The organism is Candidatus Neomarinimicrobiota bacterium, from assembly GCA_012964825.1.
Classification (GTDB): domain Bacteria; phylum Fidelibacterota; class Marinisomatia; order Marinisomatales; family S15-B10; genus UBA2125.
On sequence record DTTI01000058.1, the window covers coordinates 34,118 to 59,030 of the forward strand.

The 24,913-nt window shown below is 50.0% G+C and carries 25 protein-coding genes; all 25 read left to right on the top strand.

Annotation, left to right across the window (positions count from 1 at the left end):
• The first annotated feature begins 33 nt into the window (after nucleotides 1-33).
• The 25 genes from EYO21_05820 to EYO21_05940 all read left to right on the top strand — a co-directional run bounded on the left by EYO21_05820 (nucleotide 34) and on the right by EYO21_05940 (nucleotide 24,911).
• Nucleotides 34-1,194, top strand: a complete 1,161-nt coding sequence (locus tag EYO21_05820; protein HIB03325.1) for an MFS transporter — start codon at nucleotides 34-36, stop codon at nucleotides 1,192-1,194.
• Nucleotides 1,195-1,254: 60 nt separating this feature from the next.
• Nucleotides 1,255-2,622, top strand: a complete 1,368-nt coding sequence (gene selA, locus EYO21_05825; GenBank protein ID HIB03326.1) for an L-seryl-tRNA(Sec) selenium transferase — start codon at nucleotides 1,255-1,257, stop codon at nucleotides 2,620-2,622.
• The gene (gene selB / locus EYO21_05830; GenBank protein HIB03327.1) at nucleotides 2,619-4,496 is read left to right on the top strand and encodes a selenocysteine-specific translation elongation factor; all 1,878 of its coding nucleotides are present in this window, start codon (nucleotides 2,619-2,621) and stop codon (nucleotides 4,494-4,496) included. The genes selA and selB overlap by 4 nt, the downstream gene beginning before the upstream one ends.
• A 38-nt stretch (nucleotides 4,497-4,534) precedes the next feature.
• Nucleotides 4,535-7,093 carry a DNA mismatch repair protein MutS gene (mutS, locus tag EYO21_05835; GenBank protein HIB03328.1) on the top strand — a complete coding sequence of 853 codons (2,559 nt, stop codon included), beginning with the start codon at nucleotides 4,535-4,537 and terminating at the stop codon, nucleotides 7,091-7,093.
• Nucleotides 7,083-8,123, top strand: coding sequence for a hypothetical protein (locus EYO21_05840; protein ID HIB03329.1), 1,041 nt, complete (start codon nucleotides 7,083-7,085; stop codon nucleotides 8,121-8,123). The genes mutS and EYO21_05840 overlap by 11 nt, the downstream gene beginning before the upstream one ends.
• Nucleotides 8,124-8,228: 105 nt before the next feature.
• The gene (locus EYO21_05845) at nucleotides 8,229-9,095 is read left to right on the top strand and encodes a YicC family protein (protein HIB03330.1); all 867 of its coding nucleotides are present in this window, start codon (nucleotides 8,229-8,231) and stop codon (nucleotides 9,093-9,095) included.
• A complete protein-coding gene (locus EYO21_05850) occupies nucleotides 9,092-9,670 on the top strand; it encodes a guanylate kinase (protein HIB03331.1) in 579 nt (192 codons plus the stop codon). The genes EYO21_05845 and EYO21_05850 overlap by 4 nt, the downstream gene beginning before the upstream one ends.
• Nucleotides 9,645-9,962, top strand: a complete 318-nt coding sequence (locus EYO21_05855) for a hypothetical protein (protein HIB03332.1) — start codon at nucleotides 9,645-9,647, stop codon at nucleotides 9,960-9,962. The genes EYO21_05850 and EYO21_05855 overlap by 26 nt, the downstream gene beginning before the upstream one ends.
• Complete coding sequence (locus EYO21_05860) at nucleotides 9,937-10,638, top strand: uracil-DNA glycosylase (GenBank protein HIB03333.1); 702 nt, start codon at nucleotides 9,937-9,939, stop codon at nucleotides 10,636-10,638. Before EYO21_05855 ends, EYO21_05860 begins: the two co-directional genes overlap by 26 nt.
• 2 nt (nucleotides 10,639-10,640) lie before the next feature.
• Nucleotides 10,641-12,005, top strand: a complete 1,365-nt coding sequence (dnaB, locus tag EYO21_05865; GenBank protein HIB03334.1) for a replicative DNA helicase — start codon at nucleotides 10,641-10,643, stop codon at nucleotides 12,003-12,005.
• Nucleotides 12,005-14,188, top strand: a complete 2,184-nt coding sequence (locus EYO21_05870) for a bifunctional (p)ppGpp synthetase/guanosine-3',5'-bis(diphosphate) 3'-pyrophosphohydrolase (protein ID HIB03335.1) — start codon at nucleotides 12,005-12,007, stop codon at nucleotides 14,186-14,188. The genes dnaB and EYO21_05870 overlap by 1 nt, the downstream gene beginning before the upstream one ends.
• Nucleotides 14,185-14,493 carry an integration host factor subunit beta gene (locus tag EYO21_05875; GenBank protein ID HIB03336.1) on the top strand — a complete coding sequence of 103 codons (309 nt, stop codon included), beginning with the start codon at nucleotides 14,185-14,187 and terminating at the stop codon, nucleotides 14,491-14,493. Before EYO21_05870 ends, EYO21_05875 begins: the two co-directional genes overlap by 4 nt.
• A gap of 18 nt (nucleotides 14,494-14,511) precedes the next feature.
• Nucleotides 14,512-14,928, top strand: a complete 417-nt coding sequence (gene ruvX, locus EYO21_05880; protein HIB03337.1) for a Holliday junction resolvase RuvX — start codon at nucleotides 14,512-14,514, stop codon at nucleotides 14,926-14,928.
• The gene (lnt, locus tag EYO21_05885; protein ID HIB03338.1) at nucleotides 14,925-16,427 is read left to right on the top strand and encodes an apolipoprotein N-acyltransferase; all 1,503 of its coding nucleotides are present in this window, start codon (nucleotides 14,925-14,927) and stop codon (nucleotides 16,425-16,427) included. Before ruvX ends, lnt begins: the two co-directional genes overlap by 4 nt.
• The gene (locus tag EYO21_05890; GenBank protein HIB03339.1) at nucleotides 16,424-17,059 is read left to right on the top strand and encodes a hypothetical protein; all 636 of its coding nucleotides are present in this window, start codon (nucleotides 16,424-16,426) and stop codon (nucleotides 17,057-17,059) included. The genes lnt and EYO21_05890 overlap by 4 nt, the downstream gene beginning before the upstream one ends.
• 4 nt (nucleotides 17,060-17,063) lie before the next feature.
• The gene (locus EYO21_05895) at nucleotides 17,064-17,789 is read left to right on the top strand and encodes an energy-coupling factor transporter transmembrane protein EcfT (GenBank protein HIB03340.1); all 726 of its coding nucleotides are present in this window, start codon (nucleotides 17,064-17,066) and stop codon (nucleotides 17,787-17,789) included.
• A complete protein-coding gene (gene truA / locus EYO21_05900) occupies nucleotides 17,782-18,516 on the top strand; it encodes a tRNA pseudouridine(38-40) synthase TruA (protein ID HIB03341.1) in 735 nt (244 codons plus the stop codon). Before EYO21_05895 ends, truA begins: the two co-directional genes overlap by 8 nt.
• Nucleotides 18,513-19,610: a PDZ domain-containing protein gene (locus EYO21_05905; GenBank protein ID HIB03342.1), complete on the top strand. Its 1,098-nt coding sequence runs from the start codon at nucleotides 18,513-18,515 to the stop codon at nucleotides 19,608-19,610. Before truA ends, EYO21_05905 begins: the two co-directional genes overlap by 4 nt.
• Nucleotides 19,611-19,612: 2 nt before the next feature.
• Complete coding sequence (locus EYO21_05910; GenBank protein ID HIB03343.1) at nucleotides 19,613-20,239, top strand: phosphatidylserine decarboxylase; 627 nt, start codon at nucleotides 19,613-19,615, stop codon at nucleotides 20,237-20,239.
• The gene (pssA, locus tag EYO21_05915; protein ID HIB03344.1) at nucleotides 20,215-20,997 is read left to right on the top strand and encodes a CDP-diacylglycerol--serine O-phosphatidyltransferase; all 783 of its coding nucleotides are present in this window, start codon (nucleotides 20,215-20,217) and stop codon (nucleotides 20,995-20,997) included. Before EYO21_05910 ends, pssA begins: the two co-directional genes overlap by 25 nt.
• Nucleotides 20,990-21,280 (top strand): hypothetical protein, encoded by a 291-nt coding sequence (locus EYO21_05920; protein HIB03345.1) that lies wholly within the window; start codon nucleotides 20,990-20,992, stop codon nucleotides 21,278-21,280. Before pssA ends, EYO21_05920 begins: the two co-directional genes overlap by 8 nt.
• A 45-nt stretch (nucleotides 21,281-21,325) precedes the next feature.
• Complete coding sequence (locus EYO21_05925; protein ID HIB03346.1) at nucleotides 21,326-21,535, top strand: twin-arginine translocase TatA/TatE family subunit; 210 nt, start codon at nucleotides 21,326-21,328, stop codon at nucleotides 21,533-21,535.
• Complete coding sequence (gatA, locus tag EYO21_05930; protein HIB03347.1) at nucleotides 21,477-22,886, top strand: Asp-tRNA(Asn)/Glu-tRNA(Gln) amidotransferase subunit GatA; 1,410 nt, start codon at nucleotides 21,477-21,479, stop codon at nucleotides 22,884-22,886. The genes EYO21_05925 and gatA overlap by 59 nt, the downstream gene beginning before the upstream one ends.
• A complete protein-coding gene (locus tag EYO21_05935; protein ID HIB03348.1) occupies nucleotides 22,887-23,879 on the top strand; it encodes a VWA domain-containing protein in 993 nt (330 codons plus the stop codon).
• A complete protein-coding gene (locus tag EYO21_05940) occupies nucleotides 23,880-24,911 on the top strand; it encodes a VWA domain-containing protein (GenBank protein ID HIB03349.1) in 1,032 nt (343 codons plus the stop codon).
• Nucleotides 24,912-24,913: the final 2 nt, after the last annotated feature.

Here is a 24,913-nt window from a genome sequence, read left to right on the forward strand (position 1 = left end):
ATATTGGTTCCCTCTCTCCATTGAGAGATTAGCATGTTCACACGGGAATCGAAAATTGTTCTGGCCCTGACAGGCGTCTCCCACTTTTCCGTCCACGCCAGCATGCTCATCTTCCCCGCCATTATGATCACGCTCCAGAAGGAGTTCGGAGTGGGGCTGGACACCCTGGGGTGGATGTATATGTTTTCCAGCTTCTTGTTCGGTCTCGGCGCCTTGCCAGCGGGGTGGTTCGAACAGCGGTTGGGAGGAAGGCAGCTGCTTCTTGTTTTTCAGATCGGCGCTGCTCTGTCCGGACTTGTCATTATCCTGGCACCTGACAGAATTGTCATGACCGCAGGCATGATGCTCATGGGTTTGTCCGCTTCTATCTACCACCCGGCGGGGCTTACTATCATTTCCCGAAGGATCCGCCAGACCAGCCGAGGGATGGGGTATCACGGCATTGCGGGCAGTTTAGGCTTGGCGGCGGGACCTTTCCTGGCGGCGTGGTTTGCCACCACCCTGGACTGGCGTTACGCCTACGGTACCATGATAGTACTTTGGGTCTTCTTGGCGGTGGCTACATCAGTTCTCATCCCATCTCGGCACGGCATGACCGACGTTCATGGGGCGCCGGCACCGGCTAAAACCCGTCTAAAACCACTCTTTGTCTATTATGTGGTGGCGGCCCTTATCGGCCTTTCCTCTACCGGGTTCATCACCTACATGCCTGTCTTTTTCAGCGAAAAACTGGGGCAGCTCTTTTCAGAACTGGATGGCGTCATTACCGGCGGCTTTGCTACCACGTTAGTCCTCATCGCCGGCATGCCGGGTCAATTCATCGGGGGAAAGTGGGGGGATCGGTACAACAAGTGCCGCCTTCTTATTTTGATCTGCGCCGTTCATATTCCCCTTTTACTCGCCTTCCGGTACGTTCCCGGAGAATGGGCGCTGTTGAGCGGCCTCATGCTGGGGGTAGTCCACTTTATGTATCAACCTATAGGTAACGCCATGATTGCCGAATTCACGTCATCGCCCTCCCGGGGAATTGGGTACGGCTTCTCCTTTTTCTTAAGTTTTGGCATTGGCTCCTTTGCCGCCGGAATCGGCGGCATCATTGCTGTCAATTATGGTGTTCCGTCTGTGTTTTTATTTACTGCTCTCCTCATGGCGGTGGCGGTGGCGGTGGCCCTTTACCTCAGAAAAATTGTATGATTTCATATTCCCTTGATTTTCACTCACCCTTCCTCTATTTTCCTGTCATGAGGTGGCCCTGTGCGTCTACGTGACATTCCCTCCGTGAGTGCGGTCCTGGATCGGATCGACTGGGGAAGCGTTCAACTTCCGCGCCAAATGGTGGTGGAGACGATTCGCGCACAGTTAGCCTCTCTTCGCTCCGGTGCCCGTAACGGCCGTCAAATCCCTAACGAAAAAGAGATCACTCTAAAGATTTTAGCTGAGATTGACCGGCTCAACCGGCCTGGTCTCAGCCGGGTCATTAACGGTACCGGTATTGTCCTTCACACCGGTCTGGGCCGGGCGCCTATTTCACCCAAACTGGCCATCGACGTGGCTCGGGAAGTGTCCACTTATACTGCTCTCGAATTTGATCTGGAAACAGGGAAACGGGGTGAACGACTGGATCACATTTCAACACTGCTGACCTCCCTTACCGGGGCGGAGAGTGCCTTGGCGGTGAACAACAACGCAGCAGCCGTCATATTGGCGCTCAATACCGTGGCGAATAAAAGGGAAGTCGTTATTTCCAGGGGGCAGTTGGTGGAGATCGGCGGCTCCTTCCGGATCCCAGATATAATCGAAAAAAGCGGAGCCGTTATGCGGGAGGTGGGGACCACCAATCGGACACATCTAAACGATTATGAAAGGGGAGTAAACTCGGGGACGGCAGCTATACTCTATGTCCATACCAGCAACTACCGGGTGGAAGGTTTTACCAAGGAAGTGTCCGTGGCAGAACTGGCCAATGTGTCAAAAAAGAGACGGATTCCTCTCATTGTGGACCTCGGCAGTGGGGCGTTGTTTGACCTAAGCAAGTTTTCTCTTCCCTCTGAACCGGTGGTGAGGGATGTGATTAACTCGGGGGCTGGACTGGTCACTTTCTCCGGCGATAAATTGCTGGGCGGTCCCCAGACGGGTCTCGTCTGCGGCAAAAAGTCATTAATCAGTAAACTCCACAAAAATCCCATCTATCGGGCACTCCGTTGCGATAAAATAACATTGGCATTATTAGAGCGGACGCTCCGGAGCTATACTGACGGTTCACCCAACAGGACTAACCTGGCCCACAAACTGCTTACAACACCCCGAAGTACCCTCCGGCGCCGAGGGCAGAAACTGCTAGCATCACTACCCAAGGCCACTGTCCGGAAGTTCGGCATCACCGTTGTGGACTCTATGGTGGAAGCGGGGAGCGGGTCCCTACCGGTGGAAAGTATTGAAAGTGTTGCGCTCAGGTTTGATGCGAAAAATGTGAAACCGACTGAACTGGCGAAGCGTTTCAGAACCCAGGATTTTCCTGTGGTCGGTTATATTAAAGGAAACAGATTCACCATTGATCTGAAAGCGGTGTTGCCTGCTGAGATGAAAGATCTCTCCGACGCCATCCAAGGAGTGGCAAAGTGAGCCAGACCGTCATTGGCACTGCTGGTCATATCGACCATGGAAAGACCACACTTGTAAAGGCTCTTACTGGCACCGACACGGACCGCCTTCGGGAAGAGCAGGAGCGGGGAATGACCATCGATCTCGGTTTTGCTTTCCTCTCTGATGAGATCACTATCATAGATGTGCCGGGGCACGAAAAATTTATCCGCAATATGGTGGCCGGTGTGAGCGCCATTGATGCAGCCCTTCTTACTATCGCCGCCGATGACGGGATCATGCCCCAGACACGGGAGCACTTTGATATCCTCTCTATTCTTGGCGTACCTGCCGGCGTGGTAGCTTTGAATAAGATAGACCTGGTGGACGACCCGGAGTGGCTCGATCTTTTGGAAGAGGAGATCAGGGAGTTCCTAGCCGGGTCATTCATGGAAAGGGCGCCCATTGCCCGTGTTTCCGGAGAAACGGGTGAGGGTGTAGAACAATTGAGGAGCGCGCTCCTGAATATTTCAGACGCATCCAAAGAGCGGCGGGACCGTGGCTTCTTCAGGCTTTTTGCTGATCGGGCCTTTTCCATTAAAGGATTTGGACCCGTGGTCACCGGTACGGTGACGGGAGGATTTCTGAAGTCCGGCGCTGATGTGGAACTTCTGCCGGCTCTGGCTCATGCCAAGGTCCGCGGTCTTCAATCCCACGGTGAGTCTGTGGATGAGGTGGCGCTGGGGGATCGGGCGGCGGTGAACCTGAGCCAGATCGAAAAAGGGGCTCTGAAGCGGGGATCCCAGCTAGCTGAAAAAGGATTCCTGAAGTCGTCAAAGATTCTTGGCATATCGTTTTCTCTATTGGAAAGAACTGAACGGCGGGTAAAGCACCAGCAGCGGGTGAGGCTCCATATCGGTACAGAAGAGGTGCTTGGGCGGATCTTTTTTGTGGAAGAAGGGAAGAAAAAGTGTGAAGCAGGTGAGACCACCGTGGCCTTGGTGAGACTTGAACAAGAAGTGGCTGCAGCAGTAGACGACTCACTTATTCTCAGATTCTATTCACCAGCAGAAACCATCGGGGGTGGAACCGTTGTGGATCCCGCACCGCCAGTGCAATTTAAAGCGGCCCGGCCGTGGCTTGCTGGGTTAGTCAACAAATCATCTGGTGAACGGCTGGAAAAGTTTTTTGAACAGGCCGCTTCCGAACCGCTCACCCTGTTGGAGTGGACGCGGCGGTGGCAGGTTTCCCTGGAAAAATTCACAGAAGAAAGTAGCCATCTGGAAACCGTCCAGTTCGGCAATTCCGGTGAGCCGTACCTTACTCTCCAGAGTGTCGTGGATGGTCAGTTGGAGAGCTACCTTTCCAAGGTAGAAGAGTTACTTAGAAAGCGGAGCACCCGCCGGGGAGTGCCGCGGGAAGATTTGAGAAAATCACTGGGGTTCAGCCGCCCCCTCTTTGATTGGCTCACGGGCCGGCTACAGGATGAGTCTAAAGTTCAGATGGAATCAGGGAACATTACATTGAGCGGCTATACCGTTACCCTCTCCAAAGATGATGAGGCCATCACCCTTAAGCTCAGGGATATTCTTAAGACCAGCGGCTACGCACCTCCGGTCCTCGCTGAACTTGCTGAGAAGGCGGGAGCCAACGGCACCGATATTGTTCCGCTGCTCCACATTTTAAAGGACAGGGGTGAGACGTGTCAGGTTTCTAGCAAACTGTGGTATCACAAGGAAGTGATGAATAATCTGCAGGACGCCTTGAAAAGCAGTTTCAGCGATTCCGGCAGCTTTAGCGTGGGACAATTCAAGGAGCTTACCAACACATCCAGGAAACACGCCATTCCGCTGCTGGAATACCTGGATAATCAGAGGTTCACCGACCGAGACGGCGACAGGCGGGTTTTTCTCTAATGACGAAAGCGAACAAAGAAAGCAGCATGACGCCCCTTATGAAGCAGTACTACGCCGTGAAGAACCAGCACAAGGAGAGCCTTGTTCTGTTCCGCATGGGTGATTTTTTTGAAACATTCGATGACGACGCCAAGGATGTTTCAAAAATTCTCGGCATCACCCTTACAAAACGGGCCAATGGTGCCGCGGCCAAAGTACCCCTGGCCGGATTTCCTCACCATGCCCTAGATACCTATCTACCGAAACTGGTGGCGGCCGGTAAGCGTATCGCCATCTGCGAGCAGGTGGAGGATCCAAAACTGGCCAAAGGAATCGTGAAGAGAGAAGTGGTAGAGGTGGTAACGCCAGGCACGGCATCGCCGCACGATAAAGGGCACACCAAGAATAATTTTCTTTCAGCCGTCTGCAGGTCAGACAGTACAGTGGGACTCTCATTTCTCGATCTCTCCACAGGTGAATTCTTTTTGGCGGAAGGGAGCGGCGAGACAGTCCGGGATCTCTTCCTGAAATTTGCTCCTAGTGAGATCATTGTGTCGGAAAGAGAAGAAGTTTCGAAGTCAGACTGGATGGCTAAAGTAAATCCTTTTGTAACGGAGATGGATCAATGGACGTTCGACCACGACCTCTCTCGAACAGCCCTTCTTGAACATTTTAAGGTGGCTTCATTAAAGGGGTTTGGCTGTGAAGAAATGACAGCCGGAGTCACCGCCGCTGGTGTCATTCTCCGGTACGTGACCCACAATATCCAGTCCGCCATCGGGCACATTACACGTCTCATTCCCCTCAGACCAGAAAATGAAATGGGCCTAGACAATTTCACTATCCGAAACCTGGAGCTGTTCACCTCCCTGGCTACCCAGGGGACTCACGGTACGCTTCTTTCTGTGTTGGATGAGACCGTCACTGCCGGCGGTGCACGCATGCTCAGGAGCCGGTTGGCTAGACCCGTTACCGATCAGGAGGCAATTGAAAATAGACTCGACTTGGTGGACGGTTTTTTCACCGAAGAAAATTTGCGTTCAGATTTTCGCCGCCACCTCGCCACTGTCGGTGATCTGGAACGGATCCTTGGCAAACTGAGCCGCGGCGTCGGTACTCCCCGAGACATGAACGGTCTGAAGCAGACACTCAACCTTATTCCTGATCTCCAAGCGGAGATGAAAGAGTCCAAGTCTGACGCTGTCTCCAAGCTGGCTGACCGGTTTGCTGACGTTACTGAGGTGTCTGAGAAGATCAATTCGATCCTGGTGGATTCACCACCAGCCAATATGGCCAAAGGGGATTTTATTGCTGATAGCGTGGATGATGAACTGGATGAGCTGAGAAAGATTGCTAGAGGAGGGAAAGAGTGGATAGCCTCAATGCAGTTAAAGGAACGGGAAAAGACAGACATCAAGTCCCTGAAGGTGGGGTACAACAAGGTGTTCGGTTACTACCTGGAAGTGACCAAAACACACCAAGACAAAGTGCCCGAAACCTATATCCGGAAGCAGACCCTTGTGAATGCAGAGAGGTTCATTACTCCTGAACTGAAGGAGTATGAAGAGAAGATTTTGGGTGCTGAAGAAAAAATTATGGAGATTGAAACAAAACTGTTTAATGAACTACGCCAATGGGTTTTGGGTCACGCTTCAGCCATCCAGCAAAACGGTGAACTGATGAACGAGATTGATGTCAGTTCAACCTTGGCGGAAGTGGCGAAACTGAAAAATTATGTTCGTCCGCAGCTTACCGGGAATACAGTGCTGGAGCTCACCGACTCCCGTCACCCGGTGGTGGAAACACTTCTATCCGCCGGCGACAAGTTTGTGGCCAACGACCTCACCATATCCACGGAGGAGAGTCAGATTCACCTCATCACAGGACCCAATATGGCCGGGAAGTCTACCTATCTCCGGCAGATAGGGCTCATCGTCCTCATGGCACAGATGGGAAGTTATGTCCCTGCCCGAGAGGCGAATATCGGTATGGTGGACAGGCTCTTTACCCGCGTCGGCGCCAGCGACAATCTGGCCGGCGGCGAGTCTACTTTTATGGTGGAAATGACTGAGGCGGCCAATATTTTGAACAACGCTACGGATCGAAGCCTGGTACTCTTTGATGAGATCGGCCGTGGCACTGCCACTTTCGATGGGCTCTCCCTGGCATGGGCCATAACAGAACATCTTCACAACACGCCAAAATCACTGGCCAGGACCGTATTTGCCACCCACTACCATGAATTGACGGAACTGGCCGACCAGTTAGACCGGGTTTCAAACTTTAACGTTGCGGTGAAGGAGTCCGGTGACAAGATTATATTTCTGAGGAAGATTAAACCGGGGCCTTGCGACAAGAGTTACGGTATCCATGTGGCCCAGATGGCAGGCCTGCCGCAGGAAGTCATCTCCCGTGCATCGGAGATTCTGAAAAAGCTTATTCTTCATGAACCTCTCCAAAAGAGTGATGTGAGCCTCGATCCCACTGACCAGATGGATCTTTTTAATATTCAGGAGTCCCAACTTCGAAAAGCACTCACCGAAATGGACACCGACCAGATGACACCCATGGAAGCGCTGGCCAACCTGGCTCAGATCAAGAAAGACCATGGCCTTTAGAATTCAACGCCTCATCACTTTTTCCTTTATTATCTCAACTTTTTTCTTCCCCTTGAGAGGTGAGTCCGTCTGGGTGAAGTACGGCAATCAGGTTTTCCGCGGTGTGGGGGACGCCAAGGCCATTGCGCTGAGCGAGGCGGAGGTAGCTTCTGCCACCGGACCTCTGGCTATCCTCTGGAATCCGGCCCGCCTTCACGGCAAAAGTCCCCGATCCCTGGTCTATGCTCACCAGGAACGGTTCGCTGGCGCCGTCACATTCGACATCCTCGGCGTGGATCTGAAAGAGCGGCCTACATCCAGATGGTCACTGGTGGTGATCAGGGAAGCAGTCCAGGGAATCCCCCGAACCACCGATGCGCTACTTTACGAAACGGGCTCTCTGGATGATCCCACGGAGCGAGTTCTCTCATCTAATGTCACCTTTTTCAATCAGTCGCAGTGGGCCGGCATGGTGGGATTCGCCACCCAGAGGAAGGATTGGAAGCTAGGTGGTAATGTAAAAGTTCTCATGCATCAGCTTGGAGAATACTCCGGCTGGGGTATGGGCTTTGACTTCGGTGCTACTCGGAGTTTTTTCCCTAACAATGTTTTCGGCATATCCGTCCGGGACGTCACTACCTCGTGGATCGTCTGGGATTCCGGTATGGTGGAGCGGATTGCCCCTGAGGTGAGGTTGGGGGATGCCCATTCGATGGTCCTTAAGAAATTGCCAGTGAAGATCAATACCATGGCTACTGTGGTCATGTCATTGAGTGGAAAGACAAGAAATACCGACATTGCTATCGGCAATATCGGCACCCGACTCCGGGGCGGCCTGGAGATTATCTATAAGGACAACCTGCGTGTGAGGTTTGGCAGAAATCCCCTCTCAGGCACCTCTATGGGTTTGGGCCTCGGTTTCGATTTCGGTGATATCGATTATGCTTTTGTTCCGTCACCTCTTGGTACTGTCCTCGGCAGCAGCCACTACGTCTCTTTGAACCTCAAGCTTGATGCTCTAAGTTACCTCCGAACGAGACTCGGCCTGTGATTGTTGATAACTTCTTGATTAATAGCGCCTTAAATCGCCAACTGAGGGTGTTATTAAATGCATAGGTTTAATTAAATTCTACGATGTTTGTAAACGGAGAGTTGAATGATTCATAGTATGACAGGATTCGGCAGTGCTTCCGCCACCGATAGCGGCATCACCGTTTCTGTGGAAGTCCGTTCTTTAAACAGTCGCTTTCTCGATTCTCGCTTACGGCTGCCGAAACAGTTGGAGGGGTTGGAAGATCAGATGAACAGCCGGCTGCGCCAGTCGTGCGAGCGGGGTAGGATTACAGTGGCTGTATCGCTGGAACCTTCCAACGGTGCCGTGAACGGTGCACCTGAGTTGGACCGGAACCGGTTCGAGTCTTATAAGGCCCTGACAGAACAGATTTCGGAAGAGTACGATTGCGACTTGAAACTGACGGACCTGATGGACATGCGTGATCTGATTGTCTCACAGGAGCCTGTAAAAATTTCCAACAAGACTGTACTGACTGTTCTTGAGGATGCCCTTTCACAGCTCAACGAGATGCGGGAAAGGGAGGGAAGTGCATTGGCAACCGATATCCAGTCGAGAGTTGCTAAAATGGATAAAATTCTGGAAAAGGTTCGACAAGCGGTAGAAAAGGACAGCGAAAATCTGAATCAGAAATATAGAGAAAAAATTGAAGCTCTGTTGAATAATGCTTCCGTGGATGAATCTCGTATCGCTATGGAAGCGGCTGTGTTGGCTGAAAAGGCCGACGTGACGGAGGAGAGTGTCCGGTGTGCCAGTCACCTTGAGCAAATTGGGAACCTCGTTGAAGGTGATAAGCCGGCTGGCAAGCGGCTCAATTTTCTTCTTCAGGAGATTGTTCGAGAGATCAATACAATCGGTTCCAAGTCAGCTGACCTTTCCGTTATCAACCACGTGGTGGATTTGAAAGAAGAAGCTGAAAAAATCAAAGAGCAGGTGCAGAATATTTTATGAACGCCAAATTGATCGTCATCTCTGCGCCGTCTGGAGCGGGGAAGACAACTATTGTCAGAAAGCTGCAAGAGCTGCACCCTGACTGGCAGTTTTCCGTCTCCTGCACTACTCGGCCAAAGCGGGATTATGAGAAGGCCACCGAAGATTATGAATTCATCACAGCCGGGGAATTTTCAGAGCGTATTGAAAACAGGGAACTGTTGGAATATGAGGAAGTACACGGATACATGTATGGGACAACACGGGCGGCAGTGGACACGGCCCGCCAAAATGGTATTGTTCTCATTCTTGAGGTAGATGTGAACGGTGCTCTGGCCATCAAAAGAGTGTATCCGGATGAATCGGCCACTGTCTTTATTTTCCCGCCCAGTCTGGAGGTATTGAGGGAAAGGTTGAAGAAACGGGGGTCTGATTCTCAAGAACGGATTGAAAGGAGACTTAAACGCGCAGCTATGGAAATGAAAAAAAGCCACAGTTTTGATATAGAGGTGATAAATAGTGATATAGACCAGGCCGTCAGTGAAATCAATGAAAAACTTAAACAAATGAATGGAGGATCAAACCATGTCAATTGAAACTGTCCATTTCAGGGATATGGGTGAAAAATCTGAAGATGTTTTCGAAGCTGCTCTTGTTGTAGGTAAACGTGCCCGGCAGATCATCTCAGAAAGAATCGCCAGAAACGAAATTCGAACCTTTGATCGTGTCGCCGAATTTGAAGACGGTGAGGGTCAAGAGGAGGTGACACCCGATGTCGATTACGTTGAAATGACAAAAGCTACCACGGAAGCGTTGGGTGAATTTCTCAATGATGAATTAGAGTGGACTTACGGAAAAGGAGATGGAGAAGAACCGACGGAGAAGTAGCGTGACTGTGGGCGAATCATCTTCGGTATCAGTTCTGGCGCAGAGATACTTCCGCCAGACGGCGGAACTGTTTGGGAATCAGCTCTATCTTGACAGCGTCCCCGATCTCTCCCATCAAGGAGATGCCCTTTCCCTGAACGATTTCCAGGAGCATATTTGTCAGTGCGTAAAGTGTCCGCTCGGTCACACCCGGACCAAGTTTGTGTTTGGCGTGGGTGACCCCCACGCTGACCTGGTCTTTGTTGGCGAAGCGCCGGGCCGGGACGAGGATTTTCAAGGTGAACCTTTTGTAGGCAGGGCAGGGCAGTTGCTAGATAAAATTCTCGCCGCCATTAAACTGTCCCGGAATGAGGTGTATATCTGCAACATCCTCAAGTGCAGACCGCCGGACAACCGAACGCCGCATAAGGATGAGATTGAGTCGTGCATGCCTTATCTTGAAGAACAGCTTAATATAATCAAACCGAAACTGATTGTGGCTCTGGGCACAACTGCTGCTCACGCATTTCTCAAGGTCAAAACACCGTTGGGGAAACTGAGATCTCAGAAATGGAAGTGGAAAAATTTTGATCTTGTGGTCACTTACCATCCGGCAGCTCTTCTGCGTAACCCTGCCTTCAAACGCCCGGCGTGGGAAGATTTCCAATGGGTTAACAAATTGATGGCCGAAACATAACCATGGCGGAAAATTCTCAGGAACTCCATCTCAAAACACCACCCCAGTCGCTGGAAGCGGAAGAAGCTGTCCTCGGTTCAATGCTCATCTCAAAGGAGGCTGTGAGCCGCGCCCTTGAGATTCTCACCCCTGACTACTTCTACAAGGACGCTCACCTGAGGATTTTTCAGGCCATGAAAGATCTCTTTAATCAGGGAGAGCCGGTGGATGCTGTTTCAATCATTAATGAGCTAAAAAAACGGAAACAGCTAGATGCCAGCGGCGGCGCCTATTTCATCACCGGCCTTTCGGACAGTGTCCCCACAACGGCCAATGTGGAGCACTATGCCAAAATTGTTCTGGAAAAAGCTTCTCTTCGAAGCCTGATTGAAGCGGCTGCTGACATGTCCAAAGAAGCTTTCAATGACCAGCAAAATCTTGAAGATATCTTGGACCAGGCCGAGCAAAAAATCTTTGCCATCTCTCAAGGTCGTCTTAAAGGAAAGTTTCAGCAGCTCAATCCAGTTCTCCAGGAGACGTTTGAACGGCTGGATAAGATTCACCAGAAGCCGGGCTCAGTGACCGGGGTTCCCTCAGGCCTGGCTGATCTGGATGAAATAACTTCCGGTTTTCAGGAGGGAGAGTTGATTATTGTGGCCGGCAGGCCCAGTATGGGGAAGACAGCTCTGGCCCTCACCTTCGCCAGGAACGCCGCCATTGAGCACAACATCCCTGTGGGTATTTTCAGTCTCGAAATGTCTAACAGTCAACTTGCTATGAGGCTGCTTACATCTGAAGCCCGGGTAGACAGCCATTTGGTGAGAACGGGAAAGCTTCCCACGGAACAGTGGAGAAATCTTTCAATGTCCGTAGGTATTCTGGCGGAGGCACCAATCTTTCTTGACGATACGCCTGCCATTGGAATTACCGAGCTGAGGGCCAAGGCCCGCCGGTTGAAGGCGGAGAGTGATGTGCAGCTCATTATGGTAGACTATTTGCAGATGATGCGCGGTCCCGCATCTGCCGAGAGCCGGCAGCAGGAGATTTCAAAGATATCACGATCGCTGAAAGCGCTATCAAAAGAGATATCTGTTCCGGTTATAGCGATGTCTCAGCTCTCCCGCGCACCGGAAGGGAGGAGTGATCACCGGCCTCAGTTGTCAGACCTCCGGGAAAGCGGCGCCATTGAGCAAGATGCTGACGTGGTGATGTTTCTCTACAGAAAATGGGTCTACACCCGTGATGAGGAGGATCGGCGAAAGGCCGAGATAATTGTGTCAAAACAGCGTAACGGCCCTACGGGTACTGTGTCGGCCATTTTTGTTGACAGCTACGCCAAGTTCGAAAGTGCAACCATTTTTGATCAGATGGTTGAGGAGCCGATCTGATGCGTGTGGCTGACCTCATTCCCACTGTTACTGGTTCCTACCCGAAGAATTTCCAGCAGTTGGTTCAACTGGTGGATGATCAGCAGAAGAAAAATGGTGAAGACCTCATGCAACAACTGTGGCCTGCCTATCAGTACAGCAAGGTTAACCACGAAGGGCAGCTGAGGGAATCGGGCCGGCCTTATTTTGAACACTGCATTGCTGTAGCACAGTCTCTTGCGGAGTGGAATATGGATCTGAATACCATAGTTGGCGGAATGCTTCATGACTGTCTTGAGGATACCAACGCTTCTTACGATGAGATCGCAAAAGAATTCGGTGAAGAAGTTGCCGAGCTTGTGGAGGGTGTAACTAAACTGGGCGGGGTGGAGTTTGACAGCAGGAAAGAGAAACAGGCGGAAAACCTTATGAAAATGTTTCTCTCCATGGCGAAAGATCTTCGCGTTGTCATTATCAAGTTTGCTGACCGCCTCCACAATATGCGTACAATAGAGTATCTACCGCTCATTAAGCAGCGGCGTATTGCTGTTGAGACGAGGGACGTCTATTCGCCTCTGGCACACCGCCTAGGTATGTTCCAGATCAAAAGTGAACTTGATGATCTTGTGCTTTATACGCTGGAGCCGGATGCCTATAAAGAGATAGAGAAACTTCTCAAATCCACAGGTGGCAAGCGAAAGAAAACGCTAAAGGAGATCACCGAACCTATCAAGCAGCAGTTTGAAGACCACAACATTGCTTACAACATCAAGACCCGGCTGAAATCCCACGCTTCCATCCACAACAAAATGGTGTCTCGGGAAAAACTTTTTGACGAAATCTATGACATCTTTGCCCTGAGAATAATCGTCAGTGATGTACCGGAGTGCTACACAACACTGGGACTGATCCATCAGCTTTTTACACCGGTCCATGAAAGGTTTAAAGACTTCCTTGCCACGCCCAAGATCAACGGTTATCAGTCGCTCCATACAACAGTGATAGGACCGTCAGGGAAGATGATTGAGATTCAGATCAGAACTGAGGAGATGGACCGCACCGCCGAGATCGGTGTGGCAGCCCATTGGAGATATAAGGAAAATGGGAAGAAGAAAGGTGATATGGACAGACACGTCCAATGGCTGAGGGATTTGGTGACCATACTGAGTGATGAGTCTGCTGATCCCGGTGAATTCATGAATCTTCTGAAAATCGACCTTTTTCAGAATGAGGTTTTTGTTTTCACACCTGCCGGCGATCTTGTGCAACTGCCATCAGGTTCAACGCCCATCGATTTCGCCTACGACGTCCACACCGAAGTGGGACATCATTGTCTCAGTGCAAAAGTGGACGGACGAATTGTCCCCCTTAATACCGAACTGAAAAGCGGTCAGACAGTAGAGGTGATAGCCTCCGATTCTCAGGCTCCTAGTGCCGCCTGGCTGAAATTTGTTATAACAACTAAAGCGCGAACCCACATACGGCGCTGGCACCGCCGCTCGCAGCAAGAAGAAAGCGCCAAACTCGGCAAAGAGATTCTTGAAAAAACACTGCGTCGCATGAAGCAGATGGACAGGTTGAAAGATCTACTGCTTGATCCTTCAGCAGCTGGCTTCGAAGATGAAGAGTCCTTGCTGGTGGCACTCGGCAGTGGGCAGGCTACCGTAAAAGAGATTATTCGTAAAGCGTTTCCGCAGGTTACGGTAGTGGACATTGAAGAGGTCAAAGAAAAGAGATCCTTTTTGGACATTGCACGCCGAAGTGCGAGAGGTGTGAGAGTTCAGGGTCTTGATAATATTCTCATCAATTTCGGCAAATGCTGCAACCCTATACCAGGTGATGAGATTGTTGGCTTTGTCACTCGCGGTCGCGGCGTCACGGTCCACCGGGCCGAATGTCAAAACCTGCCCATTATGAGCGAATCCTCTGACCGGTTCTTGGAAGTTGAATGGGATGTGGCACGGAAAACGGAATTCCTTTCTCAGCTTAAGGTGATGGCTGAAGATAGAAAAGCGTACCTTAAGGATATTACAGAAGCCATCTCGGGACTCAGTGTAAATATCACCAGTGTTGACGTTAAGGTGGAAGATGCTGTGGCTTTGTGTATGATTATCATTTCGGTGCCCAACGTCCGAAGGCTCAATATGGTGATCAAAAAGATCGAGAACATTCCCGGTACCGTTAGCGTCCAGAGGTCAACATGAAAAAAAAGAATTATACCAAAAAGGAGATAGCTAAGCAGGTGGCGGACCGTCTCGATTTGACGACGTCGAAAACATATGATGTTGTGACTGAAACATTTAATGTAATGCGCGAAATGATGAGTAAAGATCGGGGCATTACCCGGATTGAGCTTCGAAACTTCGGCACTTTTTCTGTAAAACCGGCAAAAGCAAAACCGCGGGCAAGGAATCCCAGGACCAATGAGGAGGTTTATGTACCGCCTCACCGGAAGTCACACTTTAAGCCGGGCAAACTCCTCAAATCTTCCCTCAGGAAACCACTCTAAATAAGATTTGGGCCCAACATGGGAAGACTCCTGGGCATCGATTACGGCGAGAAGAGGGTGGGCGTCGCCATCTCTGATCCCACCGGAACCATCGCTTCCGCCCTTGATACCATCCTATTCAAATCAAAAGAGGATCTTTTTCAACAGTTGAAAAAACGAATTGCATTAGAAGATATAGCAGGTGTTGTGGTAGGGATGCCTTTCGGCATGAAAGGTCAAGTGACGGCACAGACCGAGACGGTGCAAAAATTCATAAGCGAACTTCGCAGTCAGCTCTCTGTTTCTGTTAACTCCGCAGATGAGAGGCTCAGTTCTGTGGAAGCCGGTCGCGTTCTTAGGGAACAGGGCCATCAGCCGAGCCGTAACAAAGCCATGGTCGATTCAACAGCGGCGGCGATCATTCTTCAAAGTTATTTAGACGGTAAGAAACTGTGATAGAACGTCTGGCACAGTTAAAAAGCTGGCAGCTTGCCATACTGTCGGGTTTTCTCATTGGTGCTTCATTCCCGCCGTTCAAACTCGGGTTTTTCGCTTGGATTGGTTTAATTCCATTCATCAGGGCTGTCATTCGCCTGACCCCCTGGAAAGCGGCTGGTGTGGGTTACCTTGCCGGTTTTATCACCTATGTTTTGACACTTCACTGGCTCTCATTTAACATCGGTGCCTCATTTCCCGTGGTGTTCGCAGCCATGATGGCGGCGGCAATCTATCTCGCCATTTTTTGGGCCATCTTTGCTTTATTGTTTTCGTTGATTCACCTCCAGAGTGGAGCTGGCCTTGTTCTCATGCCTTTTCTCTGGGTGGCACTCGAATATGGCATGTCCCTTGGACCCATGGGGTTTCCGTGGGTTTCGCTGGCCACTACGCAGACTGATTATCTTCCAGTTATCCAGATGGTTGAGTGGACCGGCATCTATGGGATCTCCTTTTGGCTGGTCACCGTGAATGTGATTCTCTACGGTTTGATGACGTTGCCCCGAGTTGCGTGGATGCCCCGGGTCCGGACTGCGCTCGTGGTAATTGTGATGGTCTGGCTCGCCGGTTACGGTAGGTTAGCCACTCTGCCTGAAATGGATGAAGCGAAAACGGTGGATTTAGCTGTTGTGCAGCCCAACGTTGGTCCTCATGAAAAGTGGCAGCCGGACAACCGCGACTGGGTATTCAACCGCCTCGATTCGCTCTATATGGTGGCGACGGAATCGGAGCCCGATATGATCATTTGGCCAGAGGCAGCAACTCCGGCCTTTCTTACAAAAAATTACCGGAGATTAAGTCAAATAAGGCAAAGAATTCGACAGACGGGAATTCCACTCCTCACAGGAACAGTGGACTGGTCTAGTGTGAAAGGGAGGAGAGTTTATCATAACAGTGCTGCACTCATCCGCGAAGACGGGTCAATTCCTGTTTACCATAAGCGGCAGCTAGTGCCGCTAGGAGAGTTCAACCCTTTTGCTCGCCAGCTTCCTATTTCAGAAGAACTTAATCTCGGTCACTACACCAGAGGAATGGAAGAAACCACATTTCAGCTAAATGAAGCCTCCTTTGCATCAATTATATGTTTTGAATCAGTCTTTCCCGCTATTGTCAACGGGCTCAACCGCCGTGGTGCCCAGTTCCTGGTGATTGTGGTTAACGACGGCTGGTTCGGCACTTCCGCCGAGCCTTACCAGCATGAGGCCATTGCCAGACTCCGCGCCATTGAGAATAGGTATCCGGTAGTCCGATCCGCCAATACAGGTATCTCAGCGGTTATCGACAGGAGAGGACTTGAGGTGAAATCCATGGGTATCGGTGAGACAGGCGTAATTACTGCATCCATTGTGCCAATGAAGGAACACACCTTTTATCGAAACCACGGCAATTGGATTGTAAAGTGGTCACTGCTTGCGACTGTTGTCATGGCAGGTGTGGGTTGGAGGCGAGCTAGAGCATGAAAACTGTAATATCCATACTTTTGTTAGCACTTGCTCACCTGTCAGCCGCCGGCCCGCCGGAGAAGAGTGAGAAAGAGGACAATTCACTCATTATCAGATCGGCTCTGGTTCCCGGGTTTGGTGAATTGAAGCTGGGAGCAATCCGCAGGGCGAAATTTTTCGGCGGAATCGAACTTGGTCTCTGGCTAACGGTAATCGAATCCAATGCGGTTATGCACAGAAGTCGCTCTAGAATGGTCTCCTATGCAGCCGTTCACGCCGGCACCGATCTTGAGGGAAAAGAACACCAATTCGCCGTTGATGTGGCCAACTATATGAGCCTCCATGAATTCAACGAGGAGCATCAGAGGCGGCGGCTTCCAAGCCGGGTCTATCCAACGGAAGATTACGATTGGGTGTGGACCAGTGAAGATCACAGGGAGCATTACTGGACCTATCTCCGGAGCCGTGCTCTTGCAGAAAAGATTGCTCTCTTTGCTATGGGGGGGATGATTGTGAACCGCATTGCGTCTGCCATCGATGTCTCCTATCTGGCGAAACTGCAAGATCCCGATCTGTCTCTGCATTTCCAACCCTTGCCTGGAGAAGTTGCTTCCGCCGGCGCACAGATGGTTATAACGCTTCCTTTCTGAAACTGTGAACCAGCGACTCAATCCACTCACACTGCTTTTTATACTAACAGTCTATCTGTTCTCGCTTTTTTCCACTGGGACAGCCACCGGTTATGGTCTACACTTTCTTGCAATCATTTTCGCCGGGTTGTCTTTTCGGGTACCTTACGTATCGGTTGTTTCAAGAATTCGCCCCGTACTCACTTTTCTCCCTGTCATGACCGCTATCTATTGCCTAATCTCCTTGGTGATTACACCCGATCCGCTTACAGTTATTATTCAGCTAGCGCTGCTGGCCTTGGCAAAGATTGTGCTCATGGTGGTGGGAACTTCCTTCTTTCTCGAACTTGTCTCTTCCGCCGAACTGATTGACGCCCTCAGAACCTTCTGGTCCCGGCTGAAGCTGAAGTGGCGTCCTGTGGAAGACTTATTTCAGCTTTTCGACTTAACACTGAGATTTTTCCCCATGGTGATGGAAGAAATTAAAGCGCTCATGGGTATGGAGAAGGCGCTCGGTTTTAGGACTTCAAGGTCGAAATGGGCCCAGATCAAGAAAGTTTCCGGGCACCTCCCAACTCTTGTGGTCATTTGCATCCACAGAGCCGAACAGATCGGATTGGCCATGGAAGGGAGGGGATACGGACAAGTTTTACCAAGAACCGTTGCTCGTCCTGTCCGCTTTGGGTTTCGTGACGGTATTTTGTTGATGGCGGTTCTCTTTATTATAATCGGTCGAACATTCATTGCCTAATTACAAGATCATTATAGAGTATGATGGTAAAGACTTTTCAGGATGGCAGCTCCAGCCTGAAAAGAGGACGGTTCAGGGTGAACTGGAACGGTCCCTCTCTCTTCTGAATGGAGATGCTTCGGTCCGTGTTCACGGAGCGGGGCGGACTGATGCCGGTGTGCATGCTCGTGGGCAGGTTGCGAACTTCACCCTTGAAAAAACATGGGAGCCTGAAAAGCTGGCAGGTGCCATCAATGGAACCAATGAAAAGGATGTGACGGTTCATTCCTGCGAACTGGTCTCTGATGAGTTCCATGCCCGTTTCAGCGCTGTGAAAAGGTTATACAATTACAAATGTTTTTTGGGGACCTCGCCCCTGGAGAGAAGATTTGCCTGGGAGATTCTTGGATCTATCTCCGCAGACCCTTTGCATCGGTGTGCAGAAATATTAAAAGGTGAGATCGATTTCACCTCATTCTGTAAATACATCCCCAAGCAGGAGAACCGTCGGTGCACCGTCTATCAATCTGAATGGATAAACGATAGCTCTTTCGTAATTTTTAAAATAGAGGCAAATCGATTCTTGCAGCACCTTGTTCGGTGTCTTGTAGGGACCATGGTTGAAGTTGCCGTAGGTAGAACGACTGTTGAAAAATTTTCAGACATATTGGAAGAGAGAAATCCCAAGGCAAAAGTTTACAAGGCTCCTCCCCATGGACTCTGCCTGGAAAAAGTGACTTACGCATGACTGTGAAACAGATAAGGCTGATTCTGAGTCTCCTGGTGCTTATCTCGTTTCCGTTAGCGGCTTCGGATGTCACCAGCAACCGGGAAAACGCCCTTACCCGGGCCATTCAACAGCTGGGCCCCGCTGTGGCCAGCATCAATGTCATCCAAATGAGGCAATACAGAACTTCACCGTTTATTGATGACCCGCTTTTTAGGTTTCTTTTCCCAAGGGAGCCGTACAGGCAGCAGGTTCCGAGCATTGGGTCAGGCGTTGTCATCAGCCCAGACGGCTATATTATTACAAACCAGCACGTAGTAGAAGATGCTGGCCAGATTCTTGTTACGCTCCCGGGCGGAGAAGAGTATGACGCTGTACTCATCGGTGCGGACTTAACCACTGACATTGCTGTTCTAAAAATCGATGGTCAAAATCTTCCTTATGCAAAGTTCGGAAATTCAAACGATATCCTCATTGGCGAATGGGTCATTGCACTGGGCAACCCTTTGGGTCTCTTTGATCTGAACAAGCAGCCAACAGCCACGGTCGGTGTGATCAGCTCAACCAATCTCGATTTTGGCCGGGAACATTCCGGTCGCGTCTATCAGGGGATGATTCAGACCGATGCGGCCATAAACCGGGGGAACAGTGGGGGACCGCTCTGCAATGCCAATGGAGAAGTGATTGGTATAAATACGTTCATCTTTACCGGAAGCGAGTACAGCGCAGGTTCCATCGGCATCGGTTTTGCAATTCCCATTGACAGAGCTAGAGAAATAGCCGAAGAGCTTAAGAAATACGGTCGTATCGACAGGAATGTGGCTGTCGGTTTTCGCTTTCAGCGCGTTGACAGGGCACTGGCAAGATATCTACAATTGCCTCGTGTGGGTGGACTCATTATCACTGAGGTTTCCCGGCGTGGTCCTGCAAATAAAGCGGGATTACTAATTGGGGATGTGGTTTACTTTATTAATGAGGAAAGAGTGAATTCGGGCGGTGATGTCATCAAGATTATCGAAGAAAATTTCCTTCGTCCCGGCGACAAGCTGAAGATTGGATATTATCGCGAAGGAGAAATGAAAGAGACATCACTGAGACTGGCGAAGAGGGCCTGAACATGGTGGCACCAGAAGGAAGAACTTTCATCGCAGCTGTGGGACTTGTGACATTAGTGTCGGCATATCTTGCTTGGGGAGTTGGCGTTAATATTTTCCGGTTTATCTCGCTGGCCCTGATGGCATTTCTTGGCTTTTGTTTCATCTTTTTCAGGGACCCATCTCGAACAATTCCTGTTGGAGATAAGATTGTTCTGGCCCCGGCAGACGGGAAAGTGGTGGACATCTCCCAGTCCGAGAACGGTGAAAAGAAAGTGTCCATTTTTCTCTCCGTTTTTGATGTGCACAGGAATCGAACACCGGTGAGCGGCAGGGTGACACGGGTGAACTATTCAAAAGGCCGGTTCCTTGCTGCTTTTAAACCTGATGCTTCCATAATTAATGAACATACTGATGTGGAAATTCAATCGCTTGGTGGAATCGTGAAAGTGAGACAAATTGCCGGCATTCTGGCGAGACGGATAATTTGCCACCTCAAGGAAGGGCAGCAAGTATTAGGTGGTGAGTCACTTGGGTTTATCCGATTTGGTTCACGGACCGATCTTGTGGTGCCGCCTGGGACCAGTATTAATGTAAAAGTTGGTGATCGAGTTAAAAGCGGTTCATCAATCATAGGAGAGTTATCGTGAAGCCCAAGGTAAGGGTAAAAAAACAGGCAGTTCCTGGTGTTCTCACATTCGTTAACCTGTTCTTTGGTTTCCTGGCTATCGTTCAGGCTTCACAGGGACGGATTGAAAATGCCTGCTGGCTTATCTTGGCGGCCTCTCTGTTCGACGCCATGGATGGTCCCACGGCCCGTGCCTTGAAAGTGACAACACCTTTCGGTGTGGAGTTTGATTCCATCGCTGATGTGGTCTCATTTTGCACTGCTCCGGCGGTACTAATCTATTTCTCGTTTGTGCAGGATTTGCACCCACTTCTGGCTGCTGCCATCAGCTTTGTACCTCTCATCTCAGGTGCATTTCGACTGGCCCGCTTTAACCAAGTTGCTACGGGGACGCCCTCACCTTTTTATTCAGGCCTGCCGTCAACCGCATTTGCGGTAACCCTTAGCGCTTTCGTTATATTCAACAGTCGGCTGCTTGGCACCACCGGTGATCCGAGGATCGCCCTTCCACTCGTACTTTTTCTTTCTATGCTTATGGTGAGTCACCTTGCTTATCCGAAGTTGACCTATATCGGCAAAGGGTGGCATTCAAGAATTAAGGTCATTTTCTTCCTGCTGAGCCTCGCAGCACTCACCTGGTGGCGCAGTCTTGTTCTTTTTCCCCTCACCATGATGTATGTGATTGGTGGTTTCATCAGATTGCTTTTTAACCGCGAGGATATGGAAGCGAATCCTCGTCCCATGTGGATTACAAGAAATAGAAAAGGACGCCATGGTTAGTAGACGGGACCTGAAGGTTGTGATTCTGGTTCTCTTTGCTGGTGCCATGATCGGTACACTTTTCGGTGACCTCATCGGCTTTGTTCTGCCGGAGGGGGTCGTGAAGCAATTTTTTCTTCAAAGCACGGAATTTTCCCTGGGTGGACTTGTAGGCACACCGAACGATGCCATTTCGCTGGATATCGGCGCCATAGCACTGATCCTAGGTCTTAAGATCCAGCTTAACTTTGCTACAATCTTTGGTCTTGCAGTATCATACTATTTTTTGAGGTATTTTCGATAGTCAACTTTGGAGGTTGAAATGTTTCAAATAATGAATCTTCCTTTTATGGTAAGCATTGGTGGTTGGGAAGTACTCCTAATTTTTCTTGTTGTACTCCTTCTGTTTGGTGCAAAACGACTGCCGGAACTTGCAAAAGGCCTAGGAAAGGGAATTCGGGAGTTCAAGGGTGCCGTCGAGGGGATAGAAAAAGAACTCGATGAAGCGGCCGATTCAGTTGAAAAGACGCAGGAGCCCAATCACTCCTCCGGTGCCTGAACCGGCTACTCCAAAACCAGATCTCACAAGTTTCAGCGACACCGCAGATCTGTTTAATGACCGCAATGCGATTGTTTATCGGGATAGTGCGCTATATCTTGAGGATCGACTCGAAAGCGGTCTGCTGAATGGGGCTACTGTTGCTGTCAAAGACAACATTGCTGTCAAAGGGTGGCCCCTTTCCTGCGCCTCCCACGTTTTAGACAGCTTTAATTCACCCTATCATTCCACTGTAGTTAACCGGATACTGGATGAGGGGGGTGTCATTGTTGCGAAGACCAACCACGATGAATTCGCCATGGGTTCCTCCAATGAGCACTCGGCGTTTGGTGCTGCGAAGCACCCTTTCGATCCGGAGAGAGTTCCCGGTGGCTCCAGCGGCGGATCGGCAACGTCCGTAGCTCTTGGCATCACTGAAATAGCCCTCGGTTCGGACACTGGCGGTTCTGTTCGCCAACCAGCGGCATTCTGCGGTGTCTACGGACTGAAGCCCACTTACGGCAGGGTGTCCCGGTACGGGTTGGTAGCTTTTGCCTCATCTTTCGATCAGATCGGTCCTTTCGCCCGGAACACTGCTGGCATTGCAAAATGTCTACAGGTTATCGCCGGGCATGACCCCATGGATACCACATCCGCTAAAGAACCGATACCGAAGTACGGTGAGCGCCTTGACGGGAAGATTCCGAGGCGGATTGGTGTACCTTGGAGCTTCCTCAAGGAAGGTGTTGATCCTGAGATCATAGAAAAGGTGAAACAGCTGGAATCTTTCCTCTGTGAAAATGGCTGCCAGGTTGAAGAAATTCAATTACCACACGCAAAGTACTCCATCGCCGCTTATTATGTTCTTACAAATGCTGAGGCGTCATCCAACCTTGCTCGTTACGATGGTGTCCGCTATGGCCTCAGTAACCGTGGTGACGACTTGCAATCCATGTATAATAACAGCCGGTCAGATGGTTTTGGCGATGAAGTGAAACGGCGGATTATGCTGGGCACTTACGTTCTCTCTTCAGGCTACTACGACGCTTATTTCCGGAAAGGACAGCAGGTTCGGCGGCTCATCAGAGATGACTTCATCAAAGTTTTTGAAAATGTAGACATCATTCTTCTCCCCACGTCACCCACTCCACCGTTCCGTTTGGGCGAGCACTTGGAAGATCCAATCAGCATGTACCTTTCGGACATCTTTACGACACCCATCAGTCTCGCCGGCGTGCCTGCCATGAGTATCCCTGTTGGACAAACATCAGCCGACCTTCCAATCGGCCTTCAGCTGGTGGCGAACTTCTTTCAGGAGGAAACAATTCTCCGGCTCAGTCATTTCATAGAAAACAACTTTTCAAAAGGTTAAATGTTTGAATTTGCCAATCCTTGGGTTCTTGTTCTTGTCGTACTGATCCCACTGGCTGTCTGGTGGCAAAAGCGGTGGGGTAACAGGCGGGAAGGGACCATTCAGCTTTCCTCTGTTCACTCCATAAAAAATGTGGCCGGGCTTTCAGGGGAATGGAAATTGAAACTCGTCAGAATAATTCAAATGATTATTCTTTCATTTCTGATTATGGCCATGGCACGCCCTCGGACTGTCCTTGATTCCACGGAGATATCCGTCAATGTGGTGGACATCAATTTGGTTCTGGACATCAGCAGCAGTATGCGGGCGGAAGATTTCAAACCCAATCGCTTGGAGGCGGCGAAAGCGACAGCACGAAAGTTCATTGAAGACCGGGAAGGTGACAGAATCGGGCTGCTCGTATTTGCCGGAGAGAGTTATATCCAGTGTCCTCTTACTATTGATTACGATGTATTACTCGATCTTCTCGACCAGGTGGCAATTGTGGATGAAGCACACGATGGAACTGCCATCGGGATGGCCCTGGCCCACGGCATTAACCGCCTTCGCAGTAGCGACGCAAAGAGCAGGATCATGGTACTTCTTTCCGACGGGAGTAATAATGCAGGTGAACTGGACCCCATAACCGCTGCGGGTTTTGCAGCGGAGTATTCGATAAAGATTTATGCTATAGGAGTAGGATCGCGGGGTAAGGCTCCTTTTCCGGTTGACGATCCCGTTTTCGGTAAACGCTATGTTCAGGTGGATGTGGAAATGGATGAAATAACACTCCAAAAAGTTGCAGAGGCAACAGACGGACAATATTTTAGGGCTACCGATGAAGAGCGTCTTGCAGAAATATATGACGAAATCAACTCTCTGGAGAGATCAGAAATCAGCGTAAAACAGTTCAGAGAATACAGGGAACTTTTTGGATGGTTGCTTATTCCAGCAGTGACTCTGGTGCTGGGGATGAGTTTTGTGAATGAAAATATTTTCAGGAAAAGAGTTTGAATGATTGAATTCAGATACCCTTTAGTTTTATTGGCTTATGGCTTTCTTGCCGCTTTATTAATTCTTAAGAGATTTAAAACAAGTGCTAAGGCGGCTGAATCCTCAAGATGGGGGGAGGAAAAAGTAAAGGCACGGCTGTTTTCCAGGCTCAACTCAAAATCATTGCGGCGGAAATCCAACCTGCAGTTCTGGAGTGCTGTCTTCCTTATTTTTTCAGCTTCTGGACCTCAGATTGGGACATCACTTCAGGAAGTTGAGCGAAGGGGAGTAGACATACTGGTCGCCTTGGATATCTCCTCCAGCATGAAGGCTGAAGATGTTAAGCCTAACAGGCTTGAAAAAGCAAAATTTGAGATAGGTCGTCTTGTTTCCCAGTTGAAAGGTGACAGAATCGGTCTGGTGGTTTTTGCCGGTACCAGTCACCTCTATTTACCGCTGACCGGTGATTATGATGCGGCGCGGCTGTTTGTAAACGCAGTAGATACAGAAATGATAAGAACACAGGGAACTTCCATGAGTGAGGCTTTATATACAGCCTTGAACGCCTTCCCGGAAGAAGAACAAAAGCACCGTGTCCTTATTGTCATGAGTGATGGAGAGGATCATGAAGGAAAAGCTGTTGAGGTTGCCAAAGAGCTCAATGCTCAGGGCGTTGTCATTCACACCGTAGGTGTTGGAACAGCGGCCGGTTCCCTTATCCCTGTGTTCGATGAGCAGAGGGGCAGAACGGATTATAAGAAGGACAGGGGTGGTAAACTGGTAACGTCCATCTTAAATGATGCTATGCTGAGAGAAATTGCTTCTGCCAGTGGTGGTGTTTCAGTTCGATTTGATGGAAGATCGGGCAGTATGGACGATGTAATGAATGTTATTCAGGCCATGGAGAAAAAAACACTGAAAACGCACGAATATTCTCAGTTTGAGGACCGGTACGAACTGATCCTCGCCTGTGCATTTTTCCTCTTTGTGGCCGACTTTTTAATGCCAACGTGCCGGATGAGCGAAAAAGAATGGAAGGGGCGATTTGTTTAATC